The 19,742-nt window shown below is 65.4% G+C and carries 17 protein-coding genes; 5 read left to right on the top strand and 12 right to left on the bottom strand.

Translation table 11 applies throughout. The features are described 5' to 3' along the window. Nucleotides 1-110 precede the first annotated feature (110 nt). The 8 genes from ACVOKO_RS13355 to prmB form a co-directional block, all read right to left on the bottom strand. Nucleotides 111-770: a phosphoribosylanthranilate isomerase gene (locus tag ACVOKO_RS13355; RefSeq protein WP_346499391.1), complete on the bottom strand. Its 660-nt coding sequence runs from the start codon at nucleotides 768-770 to the stop codon at nucleotides 111-113. Next, on the bottom strand, nucleotides 767-1,540 hold the full coding sequence (gene truA / locus ACVOKO_RS13350; protein ID WP_346499390.1) for a tRNA pseudouridine(38-40) synthase TruA: 774 nt from the start codon (nucleotides 1,538-1,540) through the stop codon (nucleotides 767-769). The genes ACVOKO_RS13355 and truA overlap by 4 nt, the downstream gene beginning before the upstream one ends. Before the next feature lie 44 nt (nucleotides 1,541-1,584). After that, nucleotides 1,585-1,944: a VOC family protein gene (locus tag ACVOKO_RS13345; protein WP_346499389.1), complete on the bottom strand. Its 360-nt coding sequence runs from the start codon at nucleotides 1,942-1,944 to the stop codon at nucleotides 1,585-1,587. Between the two features lie 14 nt (nucleotides 1,945-1,958). Then, nucleotides 1,959-3,827, bottom strand: coding sequence for a FimV/HubP family polar landmark protein (locus ACVOKO_RS13340; protein WP_346499388.1), 1,869 nt, complete (start codon nucleotides 3,825-3,827; stop codon nucleotides 1,959-1,961). 116 nt (nucleotides 3,828-3,943) lie between these two features. Further along, entirely contained in the window at nucleotides 3,944-4,969 is a 1,026-nt protein-coding gene (locus ACVOKO_RS13335; RefSeq protein WP_346499387.1) for an aspartate-semialdehyde dehydrogenase, read from the bottom strand. Nucleotides 4,970-5,052: 83 nt separating this feature from the next. Then, nucleotides 5,053-6,105: a 2-hydroxyacid dehydrogenase gene (locus ACVOKO_RS13330; RefSeq protein ID WP_346499386.1), complete on the bottom strand. Its 1,053-nt coding sequence runs from the start codon at nucleotides 6,103-6,105 to the stop codon at nucleotides 5,053-5,055. Beyond that, entirely contained in the window at nucleotides 6,098-7,195 is a 1,098-nt protein-coding gene (gene aroC / locus ACVOKO_RS13325; RefSeq protein WP_346499385.1) for a chorismate synthase, read from the bottom strand. The genes ACVOKO_RS13330 and aroC overlap by 8 nt, the downstream gene beginning before the upstream one ends. A gap of 74 nt (nucleotides 7,196-7,269) precedes the next feature. Beyond that, nucleotides 7,270-8,199: a 50S ribosomal protein L3 N(5)-glutamine methyltransferase gene (gene prmB / locus ACVOKO_RS13320; protein ID WP_346499384.1), complete on the bottom strand. Its 930-nt coding sequence runs from the start codon at nucleotides 8,197-8,199 to the stop codon at nucleotides 7,270-7,272. Between the two features lie 214 nt (nucleotides 8,200-8,413). On the opposite strand from prmB, the gene ACVOKO_RS13315 reads away from it, so the two are divergent. Together ACVOKO_RS13315 and asd are read left to right on the top strand one after the other, a co-directional pair. Then, nucleotides 8,414-9,061 (top strand): SCO family protein, encoded by a 648-nt coding sequence (locus ACVOKO_RS13315; RefSeq protein ID WP_346499383.1) that lies wholly within the window; start codon nucleotides 8,414-8,416, stop codon nucleotides 9,059-9,061. After that, the gene (gene asd, locus ACVOKO_RS13310) at nucleotides 9,058-9,900 is read left to right on the top strand and encodes an archaetidylserine decarboxylase (RefSeq protein ID WP_346499382.1); all 843 of its coding nucleotides are present in this window, start codon (nucleotides 9,058-9,060) and stop codon (nucleotides 9,898-9,900) included. Before ACVOKO_RS13315 ends, asd begins: the two co-directional genes overlap by 4 nt. Nucleotides 9,901-10,710: 810 nt before the next feature. Here the strand turns inward: asd and ACVOKO_RS13305 are convergent. Then, on the bottom strand, nucleotides 10,711-12,294 hold the full coding sequence (locus ACVOKO_RS13305; protein ID WP_346499381.1) for a transglycosylase SLT domain-containing protein: 1,584 nt from the start codon (nucleotides 12,292-12,294) through the stop codon (nucleotides 10,711-10,713). A 123-nt stretch (nucleotides 12,295-12,417) separates the two neighbouring features. On the opposite strand from ACVOKO_RS13305, the gene ACVOKO_RS13300 reads away from it, so the two are divergent. Further along, on the top strand, nucleotides 12,418-13,923 hold the full coding sequence (locus ACVOKO_RS13300; RefSeq protein WP_346499402.1) for a helicase HerA-like domain-containing protein: 1,506 nt from the start codon (nucleotides 12,418-12,420) through the stop codon (nucleotides 13,921-13,923). Nucleotides 13,924-14,001: 78 nt separating this feature from the next. Next, complete coding sequence (locus ACVOKO_RS13295; RefSeq protein ID WP_346499380.1) at nucleotides 14,002-15,267, top strand: hypothetical protein; 1,266 nt, start codon at nucleotides 14,002-14,004, stop codon at nucleotides 15,265-15,267. A 220-nt stretch (nucleotides 15,268-15,487) separates the two neighbouring features. On the opposite strand, the gene ACVOKO_RS13290 is transcribed toward ACVOKO_RS13295, so the two are convergent. Beyond that, nucleotides 15,488-16,936: a rhomboid family intramembrane serine protease gene (locus ACVOKO_RS13290; protein ID WP_346499379.1), complete on the bottom strand. Its 1,449-nt coding sequence runs from the start codon at nucleotides 16,934-16,936 to the stop codon at nucleotides 15,488-15,490. A gap of 102 nt (nucleotides 16,937-17,038) precedes the next feature. On the opposite strand from ACVOKO_RS13290, the gene greB reads away from it, so the two are divergent. Continuing rightward, nucleotides 17,039-17,542: a transcription elongation factor GreB gene (gene greB / locus ACVOKO_RS13285; protein WP_346499378.1), complete on the top strand. Its 504-nt coding sequence runs from the start codon at nucleotides 17,039-17,041 to the stop codon at nucleotides 17,540-17,542. On the opposite strand, the gene ACVOKO_RS13280 is transcribed toward greB, so the two are convergent. After that, nucleotides 17,526-18,362 carry a DUF3025 domain-containing protein gene (locus tag ACVOKO_RS13280; protein WP_346499377.1) on the bottom strand — a complete coding sequence of 279 codons (837 nt, stop codon included), beginning with the start codon at nucleotides 18,360-18,362 and terminating at the stop codon, nucleotides 17,526-17,528. The genes greB and ACVOKO_RS13280 overlap by 17 nt on opposite strands. Continuing rightward, nucleotides 18,359-19,723, bottom strand: coding sequence for a 30S ribosomal protein S12 methylthiotransferase RimO (gene rimO / locus ACVOKO_RS13275; protein ID WP_057630849.1), 1,365 nt, complete (start codon nucleotides 19,721-19,723; stop codon nucleotides 18,359-18,361). Before rimO ends, ACVOKO_RS13280 begins: the two co-directional genes overlap by 4 nt. Nucleotides 19,724-19,742 lie beyond the last annotated feature (19 nt).

Genomic DNA, 19,742 nt, shown 5'->3' with positions numbered 1-19,742 from the left:
TCCCCATCATAAGGGAATCAACCCTGACATGACCGGCCGGCAACGTCCCAAATGTGCCGCACGTCGCCCTGATAGCGGCTGCAACACGCAAATACGTGCGGCAGGCGTATTCAGTCCTGCTCGGGCTGGGTGTCGGCGCGGCGCACCTCTTCCACGAACTGGCGCATCTTGTAGCCGTCCTTGAGCCCGGGCGCGGCCTCGATGCCACTGGACACATCCACGCCCCAGGGCTGGGTGGCCAGAATGGCGTCGTGCACGTTTTCCGGGCGGATACCACCGGCCAAGAGATAGGGGCGGTGCACGCCGGGTGGAATCTGCGCCCAGTCGAACGCAACACCGGTGCCGCCGCTGCCCCCGGCCACATGGCTGTCGAATAGAAAGCCGGCGGCATGCGGGTACATCTGCTGCAAGCCACGGGCGGTGACCTCGGTGCGCCCGCCCATCGCGATCGCCTTCAGATAAGGCATGTTGAAACTGCGGCAGAACGCATCGTCCTCGTCGCCATGGAACTGCAGCAGGGTTGGCCGTACCGCGCGCAACACCTCGCGCACTTCCTCGCGATTGTTCTGCTGGAACAAGGCCACAACCTCGACCATGGGTGGAATTGCCTGGCGCATGGCACGCGCCTCGGAGGGCGCCACCCGGCGCGCACTGCCCTTGGCAAAGATGAAACCAATGGCGTCCACGCCCAGCTCGCTGGCAAGACGGATGTCACCGGCACGGGTCATGCCGCAGAACTTGATGCGGGTACGAAACAGCGTACGGCTCACAGTGTCACCTCGTCCGGCAGTTTCCAGCTGCCAGCATACAGCGGACCGACGAATACCAGCCCCTGCGGCGGCGCAGTTGGACCGGCCAGATTGCGATCACGCCCTGCCAGCAACTCCCCGATCCAGCTTTCAGGCTTCTCCCCTGCTCCCACCATCAGCAGCGAGCCAACGATGTTGCGCACCATGTGATGCAGGAAGGCATTGGCCTGGACCTCGACCTCAACCACTTCGCCCTGCCGATGGATGGCAATGGACTGCAGCTCGCGGCGTGCATGCAGGGCCTGGCACTGCGCACTGCGGAAGGCGCCGAAATCGTTCTCGCCCCGCAGGGCCTGCGCGGCCCGGTGCATCGCATCGGCGTCCAGCGGACGCCTGTCCCAGCTCAGGATCTGCCGGTACAACGCCGGCCGCACCTGGCGGTTGAGGATGCGATAACGATAGCGCCGTGCCCTGGCCGAAAAGCGCGCATGGAAATCGTCCGCCACCGGCACACACCAACGCACGCAGACCGAGGCTGGCAACCGCGTGGTGGTGCCCAGCACCCAGCTGCGCGGGCTGCGCTCGACATCACTGTCAAAGTGCACCACCTGGCATTCGCCATGCACACCGGCGTCGGTACGCCCGGCGCAGACCACGCTGATCGGGGTGTCAGCTACCGAGGACAATGCGTCCTGCAAGGTGGCCTGGACACTGGCGCAGCCGCTTTCACCGAGCTGCTGCCAGCCCTTGAACTCGCTGCCGTCGTATTCCACGCCCAGCGCGTAACGCATGTTTGAACCTCTTGATTTGTTGGGCCGCCGGGTCCGGCAACCACTCAGTCGTGGTCGCGCTCGGACCACACGGCCAGTTCATTGCCACCGGGCTCGATGAACTGGAAGCGGCGGCCACCCGGGAAGGTGAAGATCGGCTTGACCACGTCGCCGCCGTGCGCGGCAACCACGGCCAACACGGGCTCCAGCTGTGCGGCATACAGCACGATCAACGGCGCGCCGGCACTTGCGGTCAGCGGGGTCCCACGGAAAAACCCACCCTGCAGCTCGCCATCGTCAAACGCGGTGTAGTCGGGGCCGTAGTCTTCGAACTGCCAGCCAAATACCTGCTCGAAGAACCCGCGGCTGGCCGCCGGGTCACGCGAGGCGAATTCCACATAGTCAATCCGGCGCTCGCGCTTCATCTTTGCCGTCTCCCTCAAGCCATGCGGCCAAGTAGTTCCAATGCTTCGTTGCGCGCCAGCGGATCTGCGCTGGCGGCCACTTCATTGAGCAGGGTGCGCGCGGTTTCGGCATCACCCAGGTCCAGATAGGCGATGGCCAGCTCCAGCCGCTCGCGGCCGGCAGGCGCCGGATTCAAGGGCGTCACCGCTGCCATGTCACCGGCCAACCAGCTGGCCTCGTCCGCTGCCGCAGGCTCAGGCCGAGTCGCGGCCGGCTCGGGCAGCACATCGTTCTGACGCGAGGCTTCGAACAACAGCACCGGCTTGTGCTCGACCTTGGGGGCGACAACCGGGACGACCGGTTCGACACGTGCCGGTGGGCTGGATTTGAGCCAGGCCGGCATCGGCTCTTCGTAGGCTTGCGGCTGTGCCGCTGGCATGGTGTCTTCAGCCAGGGCATGTGGCTCGGCCAGGTCGCTGGTTTCCTCGGCGGCCTCCGTCTCCCACGGCCCCTGCACGGCCGCAACGCCCATCACCGGCATCGTCGCGGCAAGATTTTCCGCCACCGAATCACTGCGCGGTGCCGGCGGCAACGGCTTGCGGCGGCGGCTCAGCCACCAACCAAGCGCACCCAGCAGCACCAGCGCCAAACCCAACCACACCCAGCCGAACGAGCCTGCGCCATCACGCTTGGCGGCCTCGCCCAGACGCTGCTGGGCGGCAGCCAGGTCCGAATCCTTCATCGCAATCAGCGTCTGCTGTTGCTTCTGCAGATTTTCCAGTTCGCCAACGCGATCGCGCAGCTCCTGCAGCTCCGCATCACGCGTGGCCAGTTCTTCCTTGGCTTGCTGCAGCTGTTCGTTGGCCAACATGTCACCCTCGCCACCGGCATCGAGGCCGGTCGTCATTCCTGCGGTCTGTTGCGCACCGGCCACGGCCGGGGCGATTTCCAAGCGTGCGCCACTTGCGCCGGCCGCAGTTGCAGCCGGGCGTGCGGCCGCGGCAGGCGCAGCTGCCGCCGCATCCGCCACCGCCGGCTGTGGAATCGGCGCGCGTGCCTGCCGCCACTGTGCAGTCTGGTCACGCACGATGGCGCGCGCCTCGGCGGCATCTACCCGTGCCAGCTCTTCCTGTGCCGGGGTACGCAGCACCGCCCCTTGCTTGAGCAGGTTGATGTTGCCGCGGATGAAGGCTTCCGGATTGGCGCGCATCAGCGCGACCATGGTCTGGTTCAACGAGGCGCCGCTGTCACGCGACAGCTCGCGGGCAATCTGCGACAGGCTCTGCCCGCGCTGTACCGGCGCCAGCTGGCCATCAGCCTGCATCACTGGCGCGGACCGCGGCGCCGACGCTACCGGCGCCGGCTGTGCCGCTGCCGGCGCTGCACGGGGAGCAGCGGCTGGCGGCGCCTCCGGAAGCTGTTCGGGCTGCTGTTGCGGTTCGCGTACGATCAGATTGGACTGTGCCGCTGCCGGCGCTTCGATCATCGGCTCGGCGACCACGGTTGCGGCCTCCGGCGCGGCAACCAAGGCGGAATATTCACGCACCAGGCGGCCCTGGCCCCAATCCACTTCGATCAGGAAGCCTACCGATGCCACCTGCACCGGCTGTGCGCTGGTGACGCGGATCACTGCGCGCCCATCGCGGTCCTGCACGAACTGGAACTGCAGCTCACCGACCAGGCCGGTGGGGGCCGCCAGCCCAACACGTTCGAACGTGGCCGCGGAGGCCAGGCCGGCCTTGGCGTTGTCCAGTTCGCCAGGATCACTGGTGATGACCGGGATTTCAGCCACCAACGGCTGCCCCGGCTTGGACAGGACGCGGATATTGCCCAGCCCCAATGCCATCGCTGCGCTACTGAACAGCGCCAGGCCGAGGACCAGCACGCCTTGTAATGAGCGCATCGCGCCCCTGCCCCATAGTTTCATGGCGGCCAATATAACGGCTGGCCCGGCTTTCGAATACCGCTGTACCGCCCAGATACGACGACGCCGGCATCAAGCCGGCGTCGTTGGGACCATCAGCCGCCGTTGGCGACCAGTTCGGCGACCTGCACGGCGTTCAGTGCGGCGCCCTTGCGGATGTTGTCAGCCACCACCCACATGTTCAGGCCACGCGGGTGCGAGATGTCCTCGCGGATGCGGCCGACGTAGACCGGGTCGGTGCCCGAGGCATGGGTGACCGGGGTCGGATAGCCACCGGCCTTGCGCTCGTCCACCACCTTCACACCCGGCGACGCAGCCAGCAGCTCGCGCGCCTGTTCGGTGGTGATCTTCTTCTTGGTCTCGATGTTGACCGCCTCGGAGTGGCCGTAGAACACCGGCACGCGCACCGCGGTGGGGTTCACCAGGATGCTGTCGTCGCCGAGGATCTTGCGGGTTTCCCAGACCAGCTTCATTTCTTCCTTGGTGAAACCGTTGTCGAGGAACTCATCGATATGCGGGATCAGGTTGAAGGCAATCTGCACCGGGAACTTGGTCGGCTCGATCTCCTGGAAGCCCAGCAGCTGCGCGGTCTGCTTGCCAAGCTCTTCCATGCCGGTCTGGCCAGCGCCGGACACCGACTGGTAGGTGGCGATGTTGATGCGCTCGATGCCGTACTCGCGGTGGATCGGCGCCAGCACCGGCATCAGCTGCATGGTCGAGCAGTTCGGGTTGGCGATGATGCCGCGCGGACGGTTCCTGGCGGCTTCCGGGTTGACCTCGGACACCACCAGCGGCACGTCATCGTCGTAACGGAAGGTGGACGAGTTATCGATCACCACCGCGCCGGCAGCGGCGAACTTGGGCGCGAACTCCTTCGAAATACCGCCGCCTGCCGAGAACAGTGCAATCTCGACACCGGCCGGATCGAACGTGGCCAGCTCCTGGATGGTGATCTTCTGGCCTTCGAAATCAACCTGCTGGCCGGCCGAACGCTCGGAGGCGAGCAGGGTCAGCTTGCTGATCGGGAACTTGCGCTCGGCCAGGATGGACAGCATGGTCTGGCCGACAGCGCCGGTGGCGCCAACAACGGCTACATGGAAACGACGGGCTTCATTGCTCATGGAGATACTCGAAAGAATAAGAGGGGGGAGACACACATCGATCCAGGTTCGGGGAACCTCCAGCACACGGCCTGGGAGGCTCCCTATCGTTTTTTGTCGTCGATTTTCTTGCCGGCCGCGGCAATGCGCGCGGCGCCATCGCCGAGCAGCTCGGCATTGATGGCATTGGCTGGCTTGCCTGCATCCGGGCCGATGCCCAGGCCAGCCAGCAGGTTGTCCACCGCCACCTGCACCATCGCCCGGCGCGTGGCCAGCGACGCGCTGCCGATATGCGGGGTCAGCACGATGTTGCGCAGGGCCAGCAGCTCCGGGCGCACGTTCGGCTCGTTCTCGTATACGTCCAGTGCCGCCGATGCCAGCCGGCCATGGGCCAGCGCGTCGGCCAGCGCCAGCTCATCGACGATGCCGCCACGGGCGATGTTCACCAGCGTGGCGGTCGGCTTCATCCGTGCCAGTGCAGCGGCGTTGATGATGTGATGGTTCTGCGCGGTATACGGCAACACCAGAATCAGGTGATCGACGCCGGCCAGCAGCTCGTCGAAGCCGACATAACGGGCACCCACCGCCTGCTCCTGCTCCGCAGGCAGCTGTGATCGATTGTGGTACAGCACCTTCATGCCGAAGCCATGGTGGCCGCGCCGCGCGATGGCTTGGCCGATGCGGCCCATGCCCAGGATGCCCAGGGTGCTGCCGTGCAGATCGGCACCGAGCATGGTGGTAAAAGACCACTGCCCCCAGTTGCCGTCGCGCAGCCAACGATCAGATTCGACGATGCGACGCGCGGCTGCCATCAACAACGAGAAGCCGAGGTCGGCGGTGGTTTCGGTCAATACGTCCGGGGTATTGCTGGCAACGATACCGGCCGCGCTCAGCGCGCCGATATCCAGATTGTTATAGCCGACGCCGACATTGGCGATCATCTTCAACGCCAGCGCGTTGGTGATTTCCGCAGCGCCGATACGGTCGTTGAGGGTGACCAGCGCGCCATCGACCTCGGCCAGCTGCGCGGCAAGCTCGGCCGCACTGTGGGCGCTGACCTGTTCGGTGGCAACCACGTCGCAGTACGCCGCCAGCTGCGCGACGGTATCGTCGAACAGGGGCTGCGATATCCAGACGCGGGGCCGCCGATCAGCCATCGAGCTGACCGGGAATGCGCGGGCTCATGTCGCCGACATCACCGCACTGGCCGCGATGGCGCATGGCCTGGTCCATCAGCACCAGTGCCAGCATCGCCTCGGCGATGGGAGTGGCGCGGATGCCGACACAGGGATCGTGACGCCCGGTGGTGATCACATCCACCGCGTTGCCCGCCGTATCCACCGTGGCGCCCGGCAGGCGCAGGCTGGAGGTGGGCTTGAGCACCATCGCCGCGACGATCTGCTGACCGGTGGAGATACCACCGAGGATGCCGCCGGCGTGGTTGGACTGGAAGCCTTGCGGCGTGATCAGGTCACGGTGCTCGGTGCCCTTCTGTGCAGCGCTGGCAAAGCCATCACCAATTTCAACGCCCTTGACCGCGTTGATGCTCATCAGCGCGGCGGCGATGTCGCCATCGAGCTTGCCGTAGATCGGCTCACCCCAGCCCGGCGGCACGCCATCGGCCACCACGGTCACGCGCGCACCGACCGAATCACCGGACTTGCGCAGCGCATCCATATACGTTTCCAGCGCCGGCACCTGGGCGGCATCGGGCCAGAAGAAGGGGTTCTCTTCGACCGCGCTCCAGTCGAAACCGGCCGGGGTGATTTCGCCCAGCTGCGACAGGTAACCGCGCACGCTGACGCCGTGGCGCTGCTGCAGCCACTTCTTGGCGACGACGCCAGCGGCCACGCGCATGGTGGTTTCACGCGCCGAGGAACGGCCACCGCCGCGCGGATCGCGGATGCCGTACTTCTGCCAGTAGCTGTAGTCGGCATGGCCCGGCCGGAACTGCTGGGCGATGTTGCTGTAATCCTTGCTGCGCTGATCGGTGTTGCGGATCAGCAGTGCGATCGGCGTGCCGGTGGTACGGCCTTCGTACACACCGGACAGGATCTCGACCTCGTCGGCCTCACGACGGGCCGAGGTATGGCGGCTCTTGCCGGTGGCGCGGCGCTGCAGGTCGTGGGCGAATTCTTCGGGCGAGATTTCCAGGCCGGGCGGGCACCCATCGATCACGCAGCCGATGGCCGGCCCGTGGGATTCACCGAAGGTGGTGACGCGAAGAAGTTGTCCGAATGTATTCAATGCCGTTGTGCTCTTGCAGTTGCGCTGGCCGTTGCCGTCACCCTGCCTGGGCGGAGTGACGGCGTAAGCATGAGTCAGGGACGTGCGGCAGCCAGCTCGGCGATGCGTGCATGGTGTGCACGCAGCTCGGCCGCTTCGACAGCGAAGATACCCATCTGCCCGACCTTGAACTCGACCCAGGACATGTAGACCTCCGGCAGCAGCTTCTCCAGGTGCTGCTGGGAATCGCCTACTTCGCAGATCAGCAGGCCGTCTTCGCTCAGATGGTCCGGCGCGTCGCGCAGGATTTTCAGCACCAGGTCCAGGCCGTCGTCGCCGGCACGCAGCGCCAGGTCCGGCTCGTGCTGGTATTCCTTCGGCAGCGCGTCGGTCTCGTCATTGGTGACGTAAGGCGGATTGGTCACGATCAGGTCGTAGACGCGGCCCTGCAGCCCGGTGAACAGGTCACTCTTGACCAGCTCGACGTTGTGGGCGAGCAGGCGCTCCTTGTTCTCGACCGCCAGCGACAGCGCGGCGTCATTGACGTCGCTGCCATCCACCTGCCAGTTCGGGTAGTAATGGCCCATGGCGATGGCGATGCAGCCCGAGCCGGTGCACAGGTCCAGCGCGTGGGTGACGTCGCGACCGGCCAGCCACGGCTCGAAGCCATTGAGGATCAGCTCGGCAATCGGCGAACGCGGCACCAGCGCGCGCGCGTCGCTCTTGAAGCTCAAGCCCGCGAACCAGGCCTCACCGGTCAGGTAGGCAGCCGGCTGACGCTCGTCGATGCGGCGCTGGAACAGCGCCAGCACCTGCTGCCGTTCTTCCAGCAGCACCCGCGCCGTGCCATAGGCCGGGCCCAGGTCCGGTGGCAGGTGCAGGCTGTGCAGGGTCAGCTGGGTCGCCTCGTCCAGGGCATTGTCATAGCTGTGGCCAAAGCTCAGGCCAGCAGCATTGAAACGGCTTGCGCCGTAGCGGATCAGATCGACGATCGTTTTGAGTTCAGCGGCCGCTTCGGCAGTCATGGCAATACGGAAATACTTGAAAGGTCTGCGATTATAGGCACCTGACCGGTATATTGATTGTCCAGTTGCAGCCGAAACTTCGGCAATGGCCCGCAAACGGCGGCCAAACACCGGCCAGTTGGCGGGGTATACGCCTGCAATCCCCTACACTCCCGTATCCCGCCCACGGCTGACGCCCCGTCCAGCCGCAGTACCCGAACGGAAGCCCGCGCTCATGTTCAATCGAAATACCGGCATCATCCTGGCCATCGCCCTGGCCGCCGGCCTGGGCCTGTTGTTGGCGCAGAAGGTCTTCGGGCCGTCCGCCAAGGGCAGCCAGGAGGCCAGCAGCATCCTGTTCTACGGCACCCCGCGCACCCTGCCTGAGTTCGATCTGGCCCAGTCCGACGGCACCCGCCTGATCCCCGGTGAGCTGCGCGGCCACTGGACCCTGGTATTCCTGGGTTTCACCTCCTGCCCGGACGTCTGCCCCACCACCCTGACCGAGCTGGCCCAGGCCCAGAAGCAGTGGGAAGCCATCCCCGACAGCCTGCGCCCGCGCGTGGTACTGGTGTCGGTGGACCCCGAGCGTGACACCCCGAACCGCCTGGGCGAGTACGCCCATGCCTTCCACAAGGACACCCTCGCCGCCACCGCCGATGTGCCGTCGCTGGAGCGTTTTGCCACCTCGCTGGGCATGGTGTTCCAGAAAGCCCCCGGCAAGCACTTCGAGCAGAACCCCGACGACTACAGCATGGATCACTCCGCCAGCATCGCCGTGCTCGACCCGCAGGGGCGCCTGGCCGGCCTGATGCGTCCCCCGTTCAACCCGCAGGCAATTGCCAGCGACCTGATCAAGCTGACCGAGAAATCCGCACCATGAGTCTGGTTACACGCCTCACCTACGTATTGCCGCACCGCCTGCTGTCGTCGATGGCCCGCTCGCTGGCCTATTCGCAGAACCCGCGCATCTCGCGCTGGCTGATCGACACCGTGTCGCGCAAGTTCAATGTCAATCTTGGCGAAGCGGCCAACCCGGACCCGCGCAGCTACCCCAGCTTCAATGCCTTCTTCACCCGCGCCTTGAAGCCGGGCGCGCGCGTACCCGCCGCCGATCCGCGCACCCTGACCATGCCGGCCGATGGCCGCATCAGCCAGTTGGGGCCGATTGAAGATGGCCGCATCTTCCAGGCCAAGGGCCAGTCATTCACCGCCGCCGAGCTGCTCGGCGATGCTGCCGATGCACTGCCGTTCAACGACGGCCTGTTCGCCACCGTCTACCTGTCACCGCGCGACTATCACCGCGTGCACATGGCCTGGACCGGCACCCTGCGCGAAACCGTGCATGTACCCGGCCGCCTGTTCAGCGTAGGCACCGATGCGGTGGCCAACGTCCCGCGCCTGTTCGCCCGCAACGAACGCCTGGTCTGCCATTTCGACACCGATTTCGGGCCGATGGTGCAGGTGATGGTCGGCGCGCTGCTGGTCAGCGGCGTGGAGACGGTGTGGAGTGGCGAGGAAATCCCGGCGTACGGCGACCGCATCACCCGCAAGGACTGGCGCGGCAAGGGCATCACCCTGGAACGCTTTGCCGAGATGGCGCGTTTCAACTACGGCTCCACGGTGATCGTGCTGCTGCCGCCGGGGGTGGCCGATTTTGATCCGTCATTGAAGGCCGAAAGCCCGGTGCAACTGGGCCAGCCGCTGGCGAAGCTGCGCTGAGAAGCAGGACTGATCGCAGGAGCGGCGCCCTCCTGTAGGAGCGGCGTAAGCCGCGAAGCCCGGATCGCACCAGCGCCCCGGGCTTGTGCAATCTGATGACCCATCTGCTTCGCGGCTAACGCCGCTCCCACAGGCAACCCGGCTTTTGTAGGAGCGACGTCAGTCGCGAAGCTGGTATTTCCTCCGCGAGCGACAACGCTGCGATCTGGCGATCCATCTGCTTCGCGGCTTACGCTGCTCCCACAAGCAACCCGGCTTTTGTGGGAGCGACGTCAGTCGCGAAGCTGGGGTTTCTTCTGCGAGCGGCAGTGCTGGGATCTGATGACCCCACTGCTTCGCGGCTCACGCCGCTCCCACAGGCAACCTGGCTTTTGTAGGAGCGACGGCAGTCGCGAAGCTGGTGTTTCTTCCGCTAGCGACAACGTTGGGGTCTGATGCTCCATCTGCTTCGCGGCTTACGCCGCTCCTACAGGCAACCTGGCTTTTGTGGGAGCGACGTGAGCCGCGAAGCTGGTATTTCCTCCGCGAGCGGCAGTGTTGGGATCTGATGACCCCTCTACTTCGCGGCTCACGCCGCTCCCACAGGCAACCTGGGTTTTGTAGGAGCGACGTCAGTCGCGAAGCTGGCATTTCCTCCGCGAGCGGCAGCGTTGGGATCTGGCGATCCATCTGCTTCGCGGCTTACGCCGCTCCTACAAGGCGGGTGCTATTGCTGGGATCTGGCGATCCACCTGCTTCGCGGCTTACGCCGCTCCCACAAAAAACACAGCGCGCGCATACAAGAAGGGCGCCTTGCGGCGCCCTTCTTGTTCAACGGCCGCAGCCTTCCAGCTTCAGGCTTTGCCCGGGCTTGAGTGCATACGCGGGTGCACGCAGACCATTGGCGCGCGCCAACGCCGGCAGTTCGCATTGGAAGCGGTTGGCGATGCCGCCGAGGGTGTCGCCTCTGGCAACCTTGTAGCTGCGCGCGGCACGTCGTGCAGGCGTCGCCGGCCGCGGCGCAGCCACCGGAGCGGTTACCGGCGCGACGGCCTGCGCAGCCTGCATCGCCTGCACATCACCCACCGCCACGCTGCCGGTAAAGCTCGCCGCCGAGGGCCGCTTGATCGCGGCATTCAGGTCGGCGGTGATCAACGCACGCGCCAGATCGGCACGCGGGCCGCTCACGCAGTAGCGGTTGTACAGGCCGGCAATGCGGGTGGTGGCATTGATGGTGGTGCCCGACGGGATCCAACCATCGGCTTCATAGCGCGGGTTGAGGTTGCGCAGCGCGCGCATGTAACCGTCGCGGGTGCCGGTGCTGCCCAGGCAGATGGTCAGCTCATAGATGGTGGTGGATTTGGCCAGGCGGATCGTCGCCGGTTGCGCGTTGATCTTCGGGAACTCCACGCCGTACTGCTGCGGGTGCAGGAAGATCCACGCCGCGGCGATCACCATCGGCACGTAGTCCTTGGTTTCGCCTGGGAATTGGTTGTACGAGGTGTCGGTCCAGAAGCTCTGGCCGCCGGTCTCGCGGTAGATGCGCGCGGCGCGACCTTCGCCCCCGTTATAGGCGGCCAAGGCGTACTCGATGTTCTTGTTCAGCCCGCGCATGCGCTCGTTCATGTAATCGGCGCTGGCACTGGCGGCACTGCGCGGATCAAAGCGAGTGTCGAAGCCGGTACCATCCGGGCCCAGCCCGAAGCGGCGGCCGGTGGCCGGCATGAACTGCATCAGGCCCGCTGCCCCCACCCGCGACGACGCATGGACGCGGCCGTTGGATTCCTTGGCCATGATGCCGAACAACAACGCCTCAGGCAGCGCGTCCTTTTCCCACTCCGGCCACATCACCGCGCGCAGGTTCATGTAGTTCTCGTAGCTGGTCAGCAGCGAGGGACGCATGTCGGTGAGCCAACGGCGGATGCCGGCCTGGATGGCCGGGTTGTACTCGACCATCTCATCGAAGGCGTGGCGGTGATCATTGAGCAGGGCCGCCGCGCGTGCCGCTTCAGGCACATCGGCTACCAGTGGTGCGATATGGTCGGGATCGGCTTCCAGCGGACCACCATCGTCGCCCTCGGCGCTGTTGCTGGCGTCGGCGCGCTGCTTGAGCAGGCGCTTGTAGGTGGCCAGCAGATTGCTGACCTGGCAACCCTTCTGCGCGATACAGGCGCTGATCACGTCTTCCATGTCTTCCAGCGCGGCATCGCCCTCGCTGGCGCCCTTGGGGTCGGCGTTGGCAACCAGCACCAGCGCGTCGCTGTAACGTTTTTCCGCCACCGTCATCCGCGCCTCGATGGCATCCACCTTGACCTTGTCCCGGGCCGAGATCGCATGGGCGGCCGGAACCACGGTCAACAACGAGGTCGCCAGCAACAACGACCAAGGACGAGCGGATAACAGGGATACGGGCATCAGCAGCACTGCATGACAAAGGTGAGGCAGGGTAGCTGGCAGACAGACCCGGGGGCAACATTGCCACCGCAGCGATACAGTCGGCCGTTAGAATCCCCCCTTCATTCATCAATGAGTGCCTCCATGGACCCGATCCTGCTCGGCAAAGGCGTCACCGACGACATCGCCGTCACCCTGCTCCCGCGCTTCGGCAACCGCCATGGCCTGGTGGCCGGCGCTACCGGCACTGGCAAGACGGTGACGCTGATGACGCTGGCCGAGGGGTTTTCACGGCTGGGCGTGCCGGTATTCATGGCCGATGTGAAGGGCGACGTGGCTGGCCTTGCGGTCGCTGGCGAGGGCGGCGAAAAGCTGGCCCAGCGCGCGGCCGAGATCGGCGTCGATGGTTTTGCGCCAGCGGCCAGCCCGGTGGTGTTCTGGGACCTGTACGGCAAGCTCGGCCACCCGGTGCGCACCACCGTCAGCGAAATGGGCCCTACCCTGCTCGCGCGCATCCTGGAGCTCAATGACACCCAGTCCGGCGTGCTCGACATCGTCTTCAAGCTGGCCGATGACCGTGGCCTGCTGCTGCTCGACCTGGACGACCTGCGCGCCCTGCTCGGCCTGGTGGCCGAGGAGCGCAAGGACATCTCCACCGAATACGGCCTGGTCAGCGCGCAGTCGGTGGCCGCCATCCAGCGCTCGCTGCTGCGCCTGTCGCAGGACGGCGGCGAAGCCTTCTTCGGCGAGCCGGCGCTGGAACTGGCCGACATCATGTGGGTCAATCACGACGGCCGCGGCGTGATCGGCATCCTTGCCGCCGCCCAGCTGATCCTCAAGCCGCGCCTGTATTCCACCTTCCTGTTGTGGCTGCTGTCCGAGCTGTTCGAGCAGCTGCCGGAAGTGGGAGACCTGGAAAAGCCCAAGCTGGTCTTCATTTTCGACGAGGCCCACCTGTTGTTCGACGATGCACCGCCAGCGCTGGTGCAGCGCATCGAGCAGGTAGTGCGATTGATCCGCTCCAAGGGCGTGGGCGTGTACTTCTGCTCGCAGTTCCCGGATGACGTGCCCGGCAACATCCTTGGCCAGCTCGGCAACCGCGTGCAGCACGCCCTGCGTGCCTTCACCCCGCGCGACCAGAAGGCGGTCAAGACGGCGGCAGAGACCTTCGTGCAGAACCCCAAGCTCGATGTAGTCGCCACCCTGTCGCAGCTCGGCACCGGCGAGGCGCTGGTGTCCACGCTGCAGGACAAGGGCATTCCCGCACCGGTGCAGAAGACCCTGATCGCCCCACCGCGCTGCCGCATGGGCTCGATCACCGATGCCGAACGCGCCCAGGTGCGTGCCGGCAGCCCGGTGGGTACCCGCTATGACAACGCCGTGAACCGTGAATCGGCCGCCGAACTGCTGGCGCAGCGTGCGGAGAAGGTCGTCGAGCAGGCAAAAGCGCCTGCCGCTCGCACCCGTCAGCAGGACGAGGAGCAGGAGGGCGGCTTCGGCCAGAGCATCAAGGATGCGATCTTCGGCACCAAGCGCCGTCAGGGCATGATCGAAACCATGGCCAAACAGACCACCCGCACCGTGGGCACCAAGCTGGGCAACCAGATCGTGCGCGGCATCCTCGGCAGCATTTTCGGCGGCAAGCGCTGACTGCCACGCCAGGGCCGGCCCATTGCCGGCCCTGCATCGCAGGCGCCACAATTGGCACCTGACTCTCGGGGGAATGTCATGGAAGACCGCAAGCGCGGCGCGAATGCGCAACGCCCACAACCGTTCTGGCAACGACTGCCGGCCATCACGCTCTATCCGGTACGGGGCTCGGCGCTGTATTCGCTGATCGCGCTCACCCTGTGCACGTTGCTGACCTGGTTGCCGGCCATAGGCTGGCTGCTCGGCATCATCATCTGGGTGGCGATCTACCGCTATTCGTTCGAGATCCTGCGCGAAACCGCCAACGGCCGCATGGCCTCGCCCGAAAACACCCTCAGCAGCAGCGACGGCACCGTCATCCGCTTGCTCGGCCTGATGATCCTGATGGGCGTCTTCGTGGTGACGGTGGCGATCTTCCTCGGCCCGGTGATTGGCCTGCTGACGCTCGGCGCGGTGGTGCTGCTGCAGCCCGGCTGTGTGATCTCGCTGGCGATGGACGGCAGCCTGCGCCATGCCGCCAACCCCGCTACCTCGATCACCATTGCGCTGCGGATTGGCTGGCCCTACCTGGCCGCCTTCCTGCTGCTGTTCGTCATCCAGGCCAGCGCCTTGACCGCCGGCCAGTGGCTGCACACCTTCATGCCGCCGGTGGTAGGCGAGCTGGTGCTCAATTTCTTCAGCATCTGGGGCCTGTTCAGCACCTTCCATCTGCTGGGCTATCTGGTTTATCAGTACCACGAGGCACTGGGCTTTGAACCGGAAGGCGCCTACGACGCGCTGCTGCGGCATGACCCGGACCAGAAGCTGCTCGATGAGGCCGAACATTTCGTCCGCGAAGGCCAGCTTGATGCCGCTTTGGATGCCCTGCGCGGCTCGGTGCGCTCCCGCGCGGTGAGCCTGCAGGTACATGAGCTGTATCAACGCCTGCTTCGGCGCAAGGGTGCATCCGATGCCCTGCGCGAGCACGCCCGCCAGTACATCAACCGCCTGCTGATCGAAAAGCAGGAACGCGAAGCGATGAACGTCCTGCGCGACATGCTGGAAGTGGATGCGGACTTCACCCCCTCCGAACCGCAGCAGGCCGCGCAGCTTGCCGAACGCGCACGTCTGGGCGGCCAGTTGCAGCTGCAGATGGACACCCTGCGAGCGATGTTCAAGGCCTGGCCGCGCGACCCGCAGGCGCCGCAGTGGGCATTGCAGGCAGCTCTGCTGCTGGGCGAGCGCTACAACCGCGACGCCGAAGCACTGCAACTGATCGACGAGGCGCTGCAGCGTTGCGAAGACGAAGAGCAGCGCCGCAAGCTTGAGGCGGCCAAGAACGCACTGCAGGTCAGCCCGGCCTGAGATCCGGCGCGCTTGAGCGGAACCGTATCGTCAACGTAGCCCGGGTAAGCGCAGCGCACCCGGGGCTGTTGGCGAACACTTGAGATTTCCCGTAGATCCCTGCTTCCCGGGTGCGCTGCGCTTACCCGGGCTACGGATAAAAGTCGGCTCTGCAGATTCGATGCGGCACAAAACATGGGCCAATCCGCCCCGGACCTTCGTCTACGCCGAGGTAGACCCCTCAGTCGTTCTCCAGCAGGAACCGCGCCTTGCCGGCCTGCGGGGTCGCCGCAAAACGCTGCTGCAGCAATTCAAGCAGGCGCCGGCGCTGCGCATGGGCATGCGCCTCGCCATGCCGCAAGGCCAGACGAAGCCAGCCCTGCGCCTGCGCTTCACCGGGCAATTTGGTGGCCTGTTCCCAGACCGCCTCGGCTTCCTGCAGCCAGCCGGCTTTGAGGCAGCGCTCAAACGCAGCAGGCGCCAACTCGGCGATTGTGTCCTCCGCAAGCAGCTGTTTGATGATGGCCTGCTGCGCGGCTAGCCCGGCAGTATCGTCGGCCTCCAATCGCAGCACATCGGCAGCGCGCGCACGCATGTCGGCTGACCGGCCTGCGTTGGCGGCAACCCGATAGCGCGCCAGTGCAACATCCAGACGTTGCGGTTGTTCGGTCGCCAACTCCGCCAGCACGCGCTCGGCGGCGGAATTATCCAGGCGCCCCATGTATTGCTGGGCCTGCTGCCAACGCTGATCGTTGACGGCCACTTCGGTTTCATCGGCCATATAGTCATCGCGGGTCTGCCGGGTAAGCACCAGCACGCCACCCAGCACGGCGCCGCAGATCAGGCCACCGGCATGCGCATCAAAACCAATGCCGGCTTCGTCGTTGGTCAGCAGGTTGAATACCTCCCACCCCAACCACAACGGCAACAAGCAGATTGCCGGCGCCCGTACATAGTCGAAGATCACCCCGAACCAATAGAAAAACCGCACCGGGCGCATTCCCCACACCACGCAGAACGCTCCCATCACCGCCGCTATCGCACCGGACGCGCCCAACCCACCGCCCGCTTCGCCCCAGCGCCACAACACACTGGCAACACTGGAGCCAACCGCGCCCAACAGGTACAGCCCCAGGAAACGCCAACCACCCAGCGCCCCTTCCAGCAGCAGACCCAAGACCACCAGGAACAGCATATTGCCCAGCAGATGCATCACGCTGCCGTGCAGGAAGGCCGCCGACAACAGCCGCCACGGCGACCATTCCGAGCTGCGCAGGATATGCCGCAGGGTGAATACCTGGTCCAGCTGCGCCTGGTACTCACGCCGCAAGGGTGCCCACTCTGCCTGCTGTTCTTCCGACTCGAACAGGCCGCCCTGTTGCAGCGCCTTTTGGAAGCTGACATCGCTCAAGGTCGCCATCCCCACATAGCTGCCACGCTCCTCCCCCGGCAGCGCTTCCAACTCGGCCAGCGCATCGCGCTGCGCAGTCAATCGCAGATGTTTTTCGTAGGCCGGCAGCTCGTAGCCGGCCAGACCCGACTGCTGGTACCAGGCCTGCGTCGCCTGCACCTTGTGTTCGTCGTCCACCTGCCAGCCGAAGAATACATAGACATTGACCAGCACCAGCAACATCGTCACCAGCGGCAAGGTGCTCAGGTTCAGCGGCTTGTGCAGCGGCAGGATCAACATCGGCCAAACTTCCTTGTCGGTGAACGCGAAGCTTCAGCCATTGATTGGCCTTGCGCAAGCAAGCCCGGCTACCATGCCGCATCCACGCAATGCATGACCGCAATGAGCCGCTGGCGTCCCCCTGCAGAAAAAAGCACCGCCCTGATCACCGCGCAGGGCCACGCCCGGCTCAAGGCCGAGTTGGATGAGCTGTGGCGGCAGCGGCGGCCGGAAGTGGTCAAGGCGTTGGCGGCGGCAGCTGCCGAAGGCGACCGCTCGGAGAATGCCGAATACACCTACCGCAAGAAGCAGCTGGGCGAGATCGACCGTCGCGTGCGTTACCTGAGCAAACGCCTGGAAGCACTGCGCGTGGTCGACACCACGCCCAGCGACCCGGAAGCGGTGTTCTTTGGCGCGACGGTGGAACTGGAAAACATCGACTCGGGCCAGACCGTCGTCTACCGGATTGTTGGCCCCGACGAAACCGACGCACCGGCCGGCTGGATCAGTATCGATTCGCCGTTGGCGCGGGCGCTGTTGAAGAAGCGCATCGACGATGAGTTCGCGGTGGAGCTGCCCAGCGGCCTGACCCGCTTCGCCATCCTCGACGTCAGCTACGAAGGCTGAGCGCGGCCGGGTACGTTCGGCCCTCGCGCAGCGGGCGGAAGTAGTCGCACGACTGATAGAAGGCCGCATCCTGCGGCGCGTGCCAACCGGGAATGCCGGCCAGCGGCAATGGCCGCAGCTCGGAGGGTTCGGCCAGCAGCTGAGCTTCACCGATTGCCGCAGCGACGCGGGCAACGCAGGCCGCGTCATCCTCGCCAAGCACCACGATGCTTTTGCCCACCAGCAGGCGCCCGGGCAACAAGGCCTGCTCCAGCAAGGCATGGCCGATGAGCGCGCAGATGGCGATATCGCCGCGCTGCCACGAGCGCGGATCGAACAGCGTCGCCCAGTCGTGCCGATCCCATGCCGACAGCAAGTCCGCATCGCGGACACGCACGATCACGCCGGTTTCGTCGAACTGGGTCAGCGCAGCCTGCGCACGGTTGCGCTGCGCAGTTCCCATCGCTGCGATATGCAGACATTGCTGCGCATTGAGCGCGCACTTGATCGCCGGATAGCGCGCCCAGACCAGCGCATTGAACAAGTCATGCCAGTTCTGCGCACGGGTGGCGATGCGCCCTTGGGCGATGCGTTGTTCGTAGTGCAGTCCGTCGCCAAGCAAGGCCTCGTCCTGGATGACGAACTGCTTGCCCTGCACGGCCAGCTGCGCGTTGAGCGCAGCAATACCCGGCCAGTCGGCGCCCTCCAACAGATCGGTGTAGTTGGCAAAGTCGCCAAATATGGGCTGTTCAAAACACTGATGCGCCACCTGCTCGCGCGGTGGCGCCAGAAAACGACGCCGGCCTGAGCCGGCGTCATCAGCGGCAAGTGCGCAGGTCACAGCACCTTGAGATCAAACGGCGCGGCCGCCTTGGCATCGACGATGGCATCGCCAAACAGATCGTGCTCATCGCTGTCGGTGATCTCGACATCGACGAACTGGCCGACCCGCAGCTTGGCCTCATCGGCGTTCTGGATATGCACCAGGCCATCGATTTCCGGCGCATCGGCCTTGGAACGGGCCACCGCGATGCCGTCTTCAATGCCGTCGATCAGGCACTGCTGCACGCTGCCGATCTTGGCTTCGAGCTTCGCGGCGGAAATGGCGGCCTGCTTTTCCATGAAACGGGCCAGACGCTCCTGCTTCACTTCTTCGGGAACCGGGTCCGGCAGCTGGTTGGCGGTGGCACCGTCTACCGGCGAATAGGCGAAGGCGCCAACGCGGTCGAGCTGGGCGGTATCCAGGAAGTCGAGCAGCTGCTCGAACTCGGCATCGGTTTCGCCCGGGAAGCCGACGATGAAGGTGGAACGCACGGTGATGTCCGGCGCGATCTCGCGCCAGCGCAACACGCGCTCCAGGGTTTTGTCGACCGCACCCGGGCGCTTCATCAGCTTGAGGATGCGCGGGCTTGCGTGCTGGAACGGGATGTCCAGGTACGGCAGGATCTTGCCCTCGGCCATCAGCGGCACCACGTCATCGACGTGCGGGTACGGATAGACATAGTGCAGACGGGTCCAGGCATCGAGCTCGGACAGCCCCTCGCACAGCGCCTTCATGCGCGTTGCGTACTCCTTGCCGCGCCAGGTGCCCGGCGCGTACTTGCGGTCCACGCCGTAGGCCGAGGTGTCCTGCGATACCACCAGCAACTCACGCACACCACCCTTCACCAAGCGCTCGGCCTCACGCAGCACTTCATCGACCGGGCGCGACACCAGATCGCCACGCATCGAGGGAATGATGCAGAAGCTGCAACGGTGGTTGCAGCCTTCGGAAATCTTCAGATAGGCGTAGTGGCGCGGGGTCAGCTTGATGCCGTAATCCGGCACCAGGTCCACGAATGGATTGTGCTTGGGCGGTAGCGCTGCGTGCACCGCTTCCATCACCGTGGTGTAGTCCTGCGGGCCGGACACCGATAGCACATCCGGGTAATGCTCGCGGATCATGTCGCCCTTCTTGCCCAGGCAGCCGGTGACGATGACCTTGCCGTTCTCGTTCATCGCCTCGCCGATGGCGTCCAGCGATTCGGCAACGGCCGAGTCGATGAAGCCGCAGGTATTGACCACCACCACGTCGGCCGAGTCGTAGGACGGCACGATGTCGTAGCCTTCCACCCGCAGCTGGGTGAGGATGCGCTCGGAATCGACAAGGGCTTTCGGGCAGCCAAGGCTGACGAAGCCGACTTTGGGGTTCAGCTGGGACATGATCTGGAAATCCTGGGGC

Source organism: Stenotrophomonas sp. STEN240, from assembly GCF_056756175.1.
This window is presented reverse-complemented; position numbering and strand designations above follow the sequence as displayed.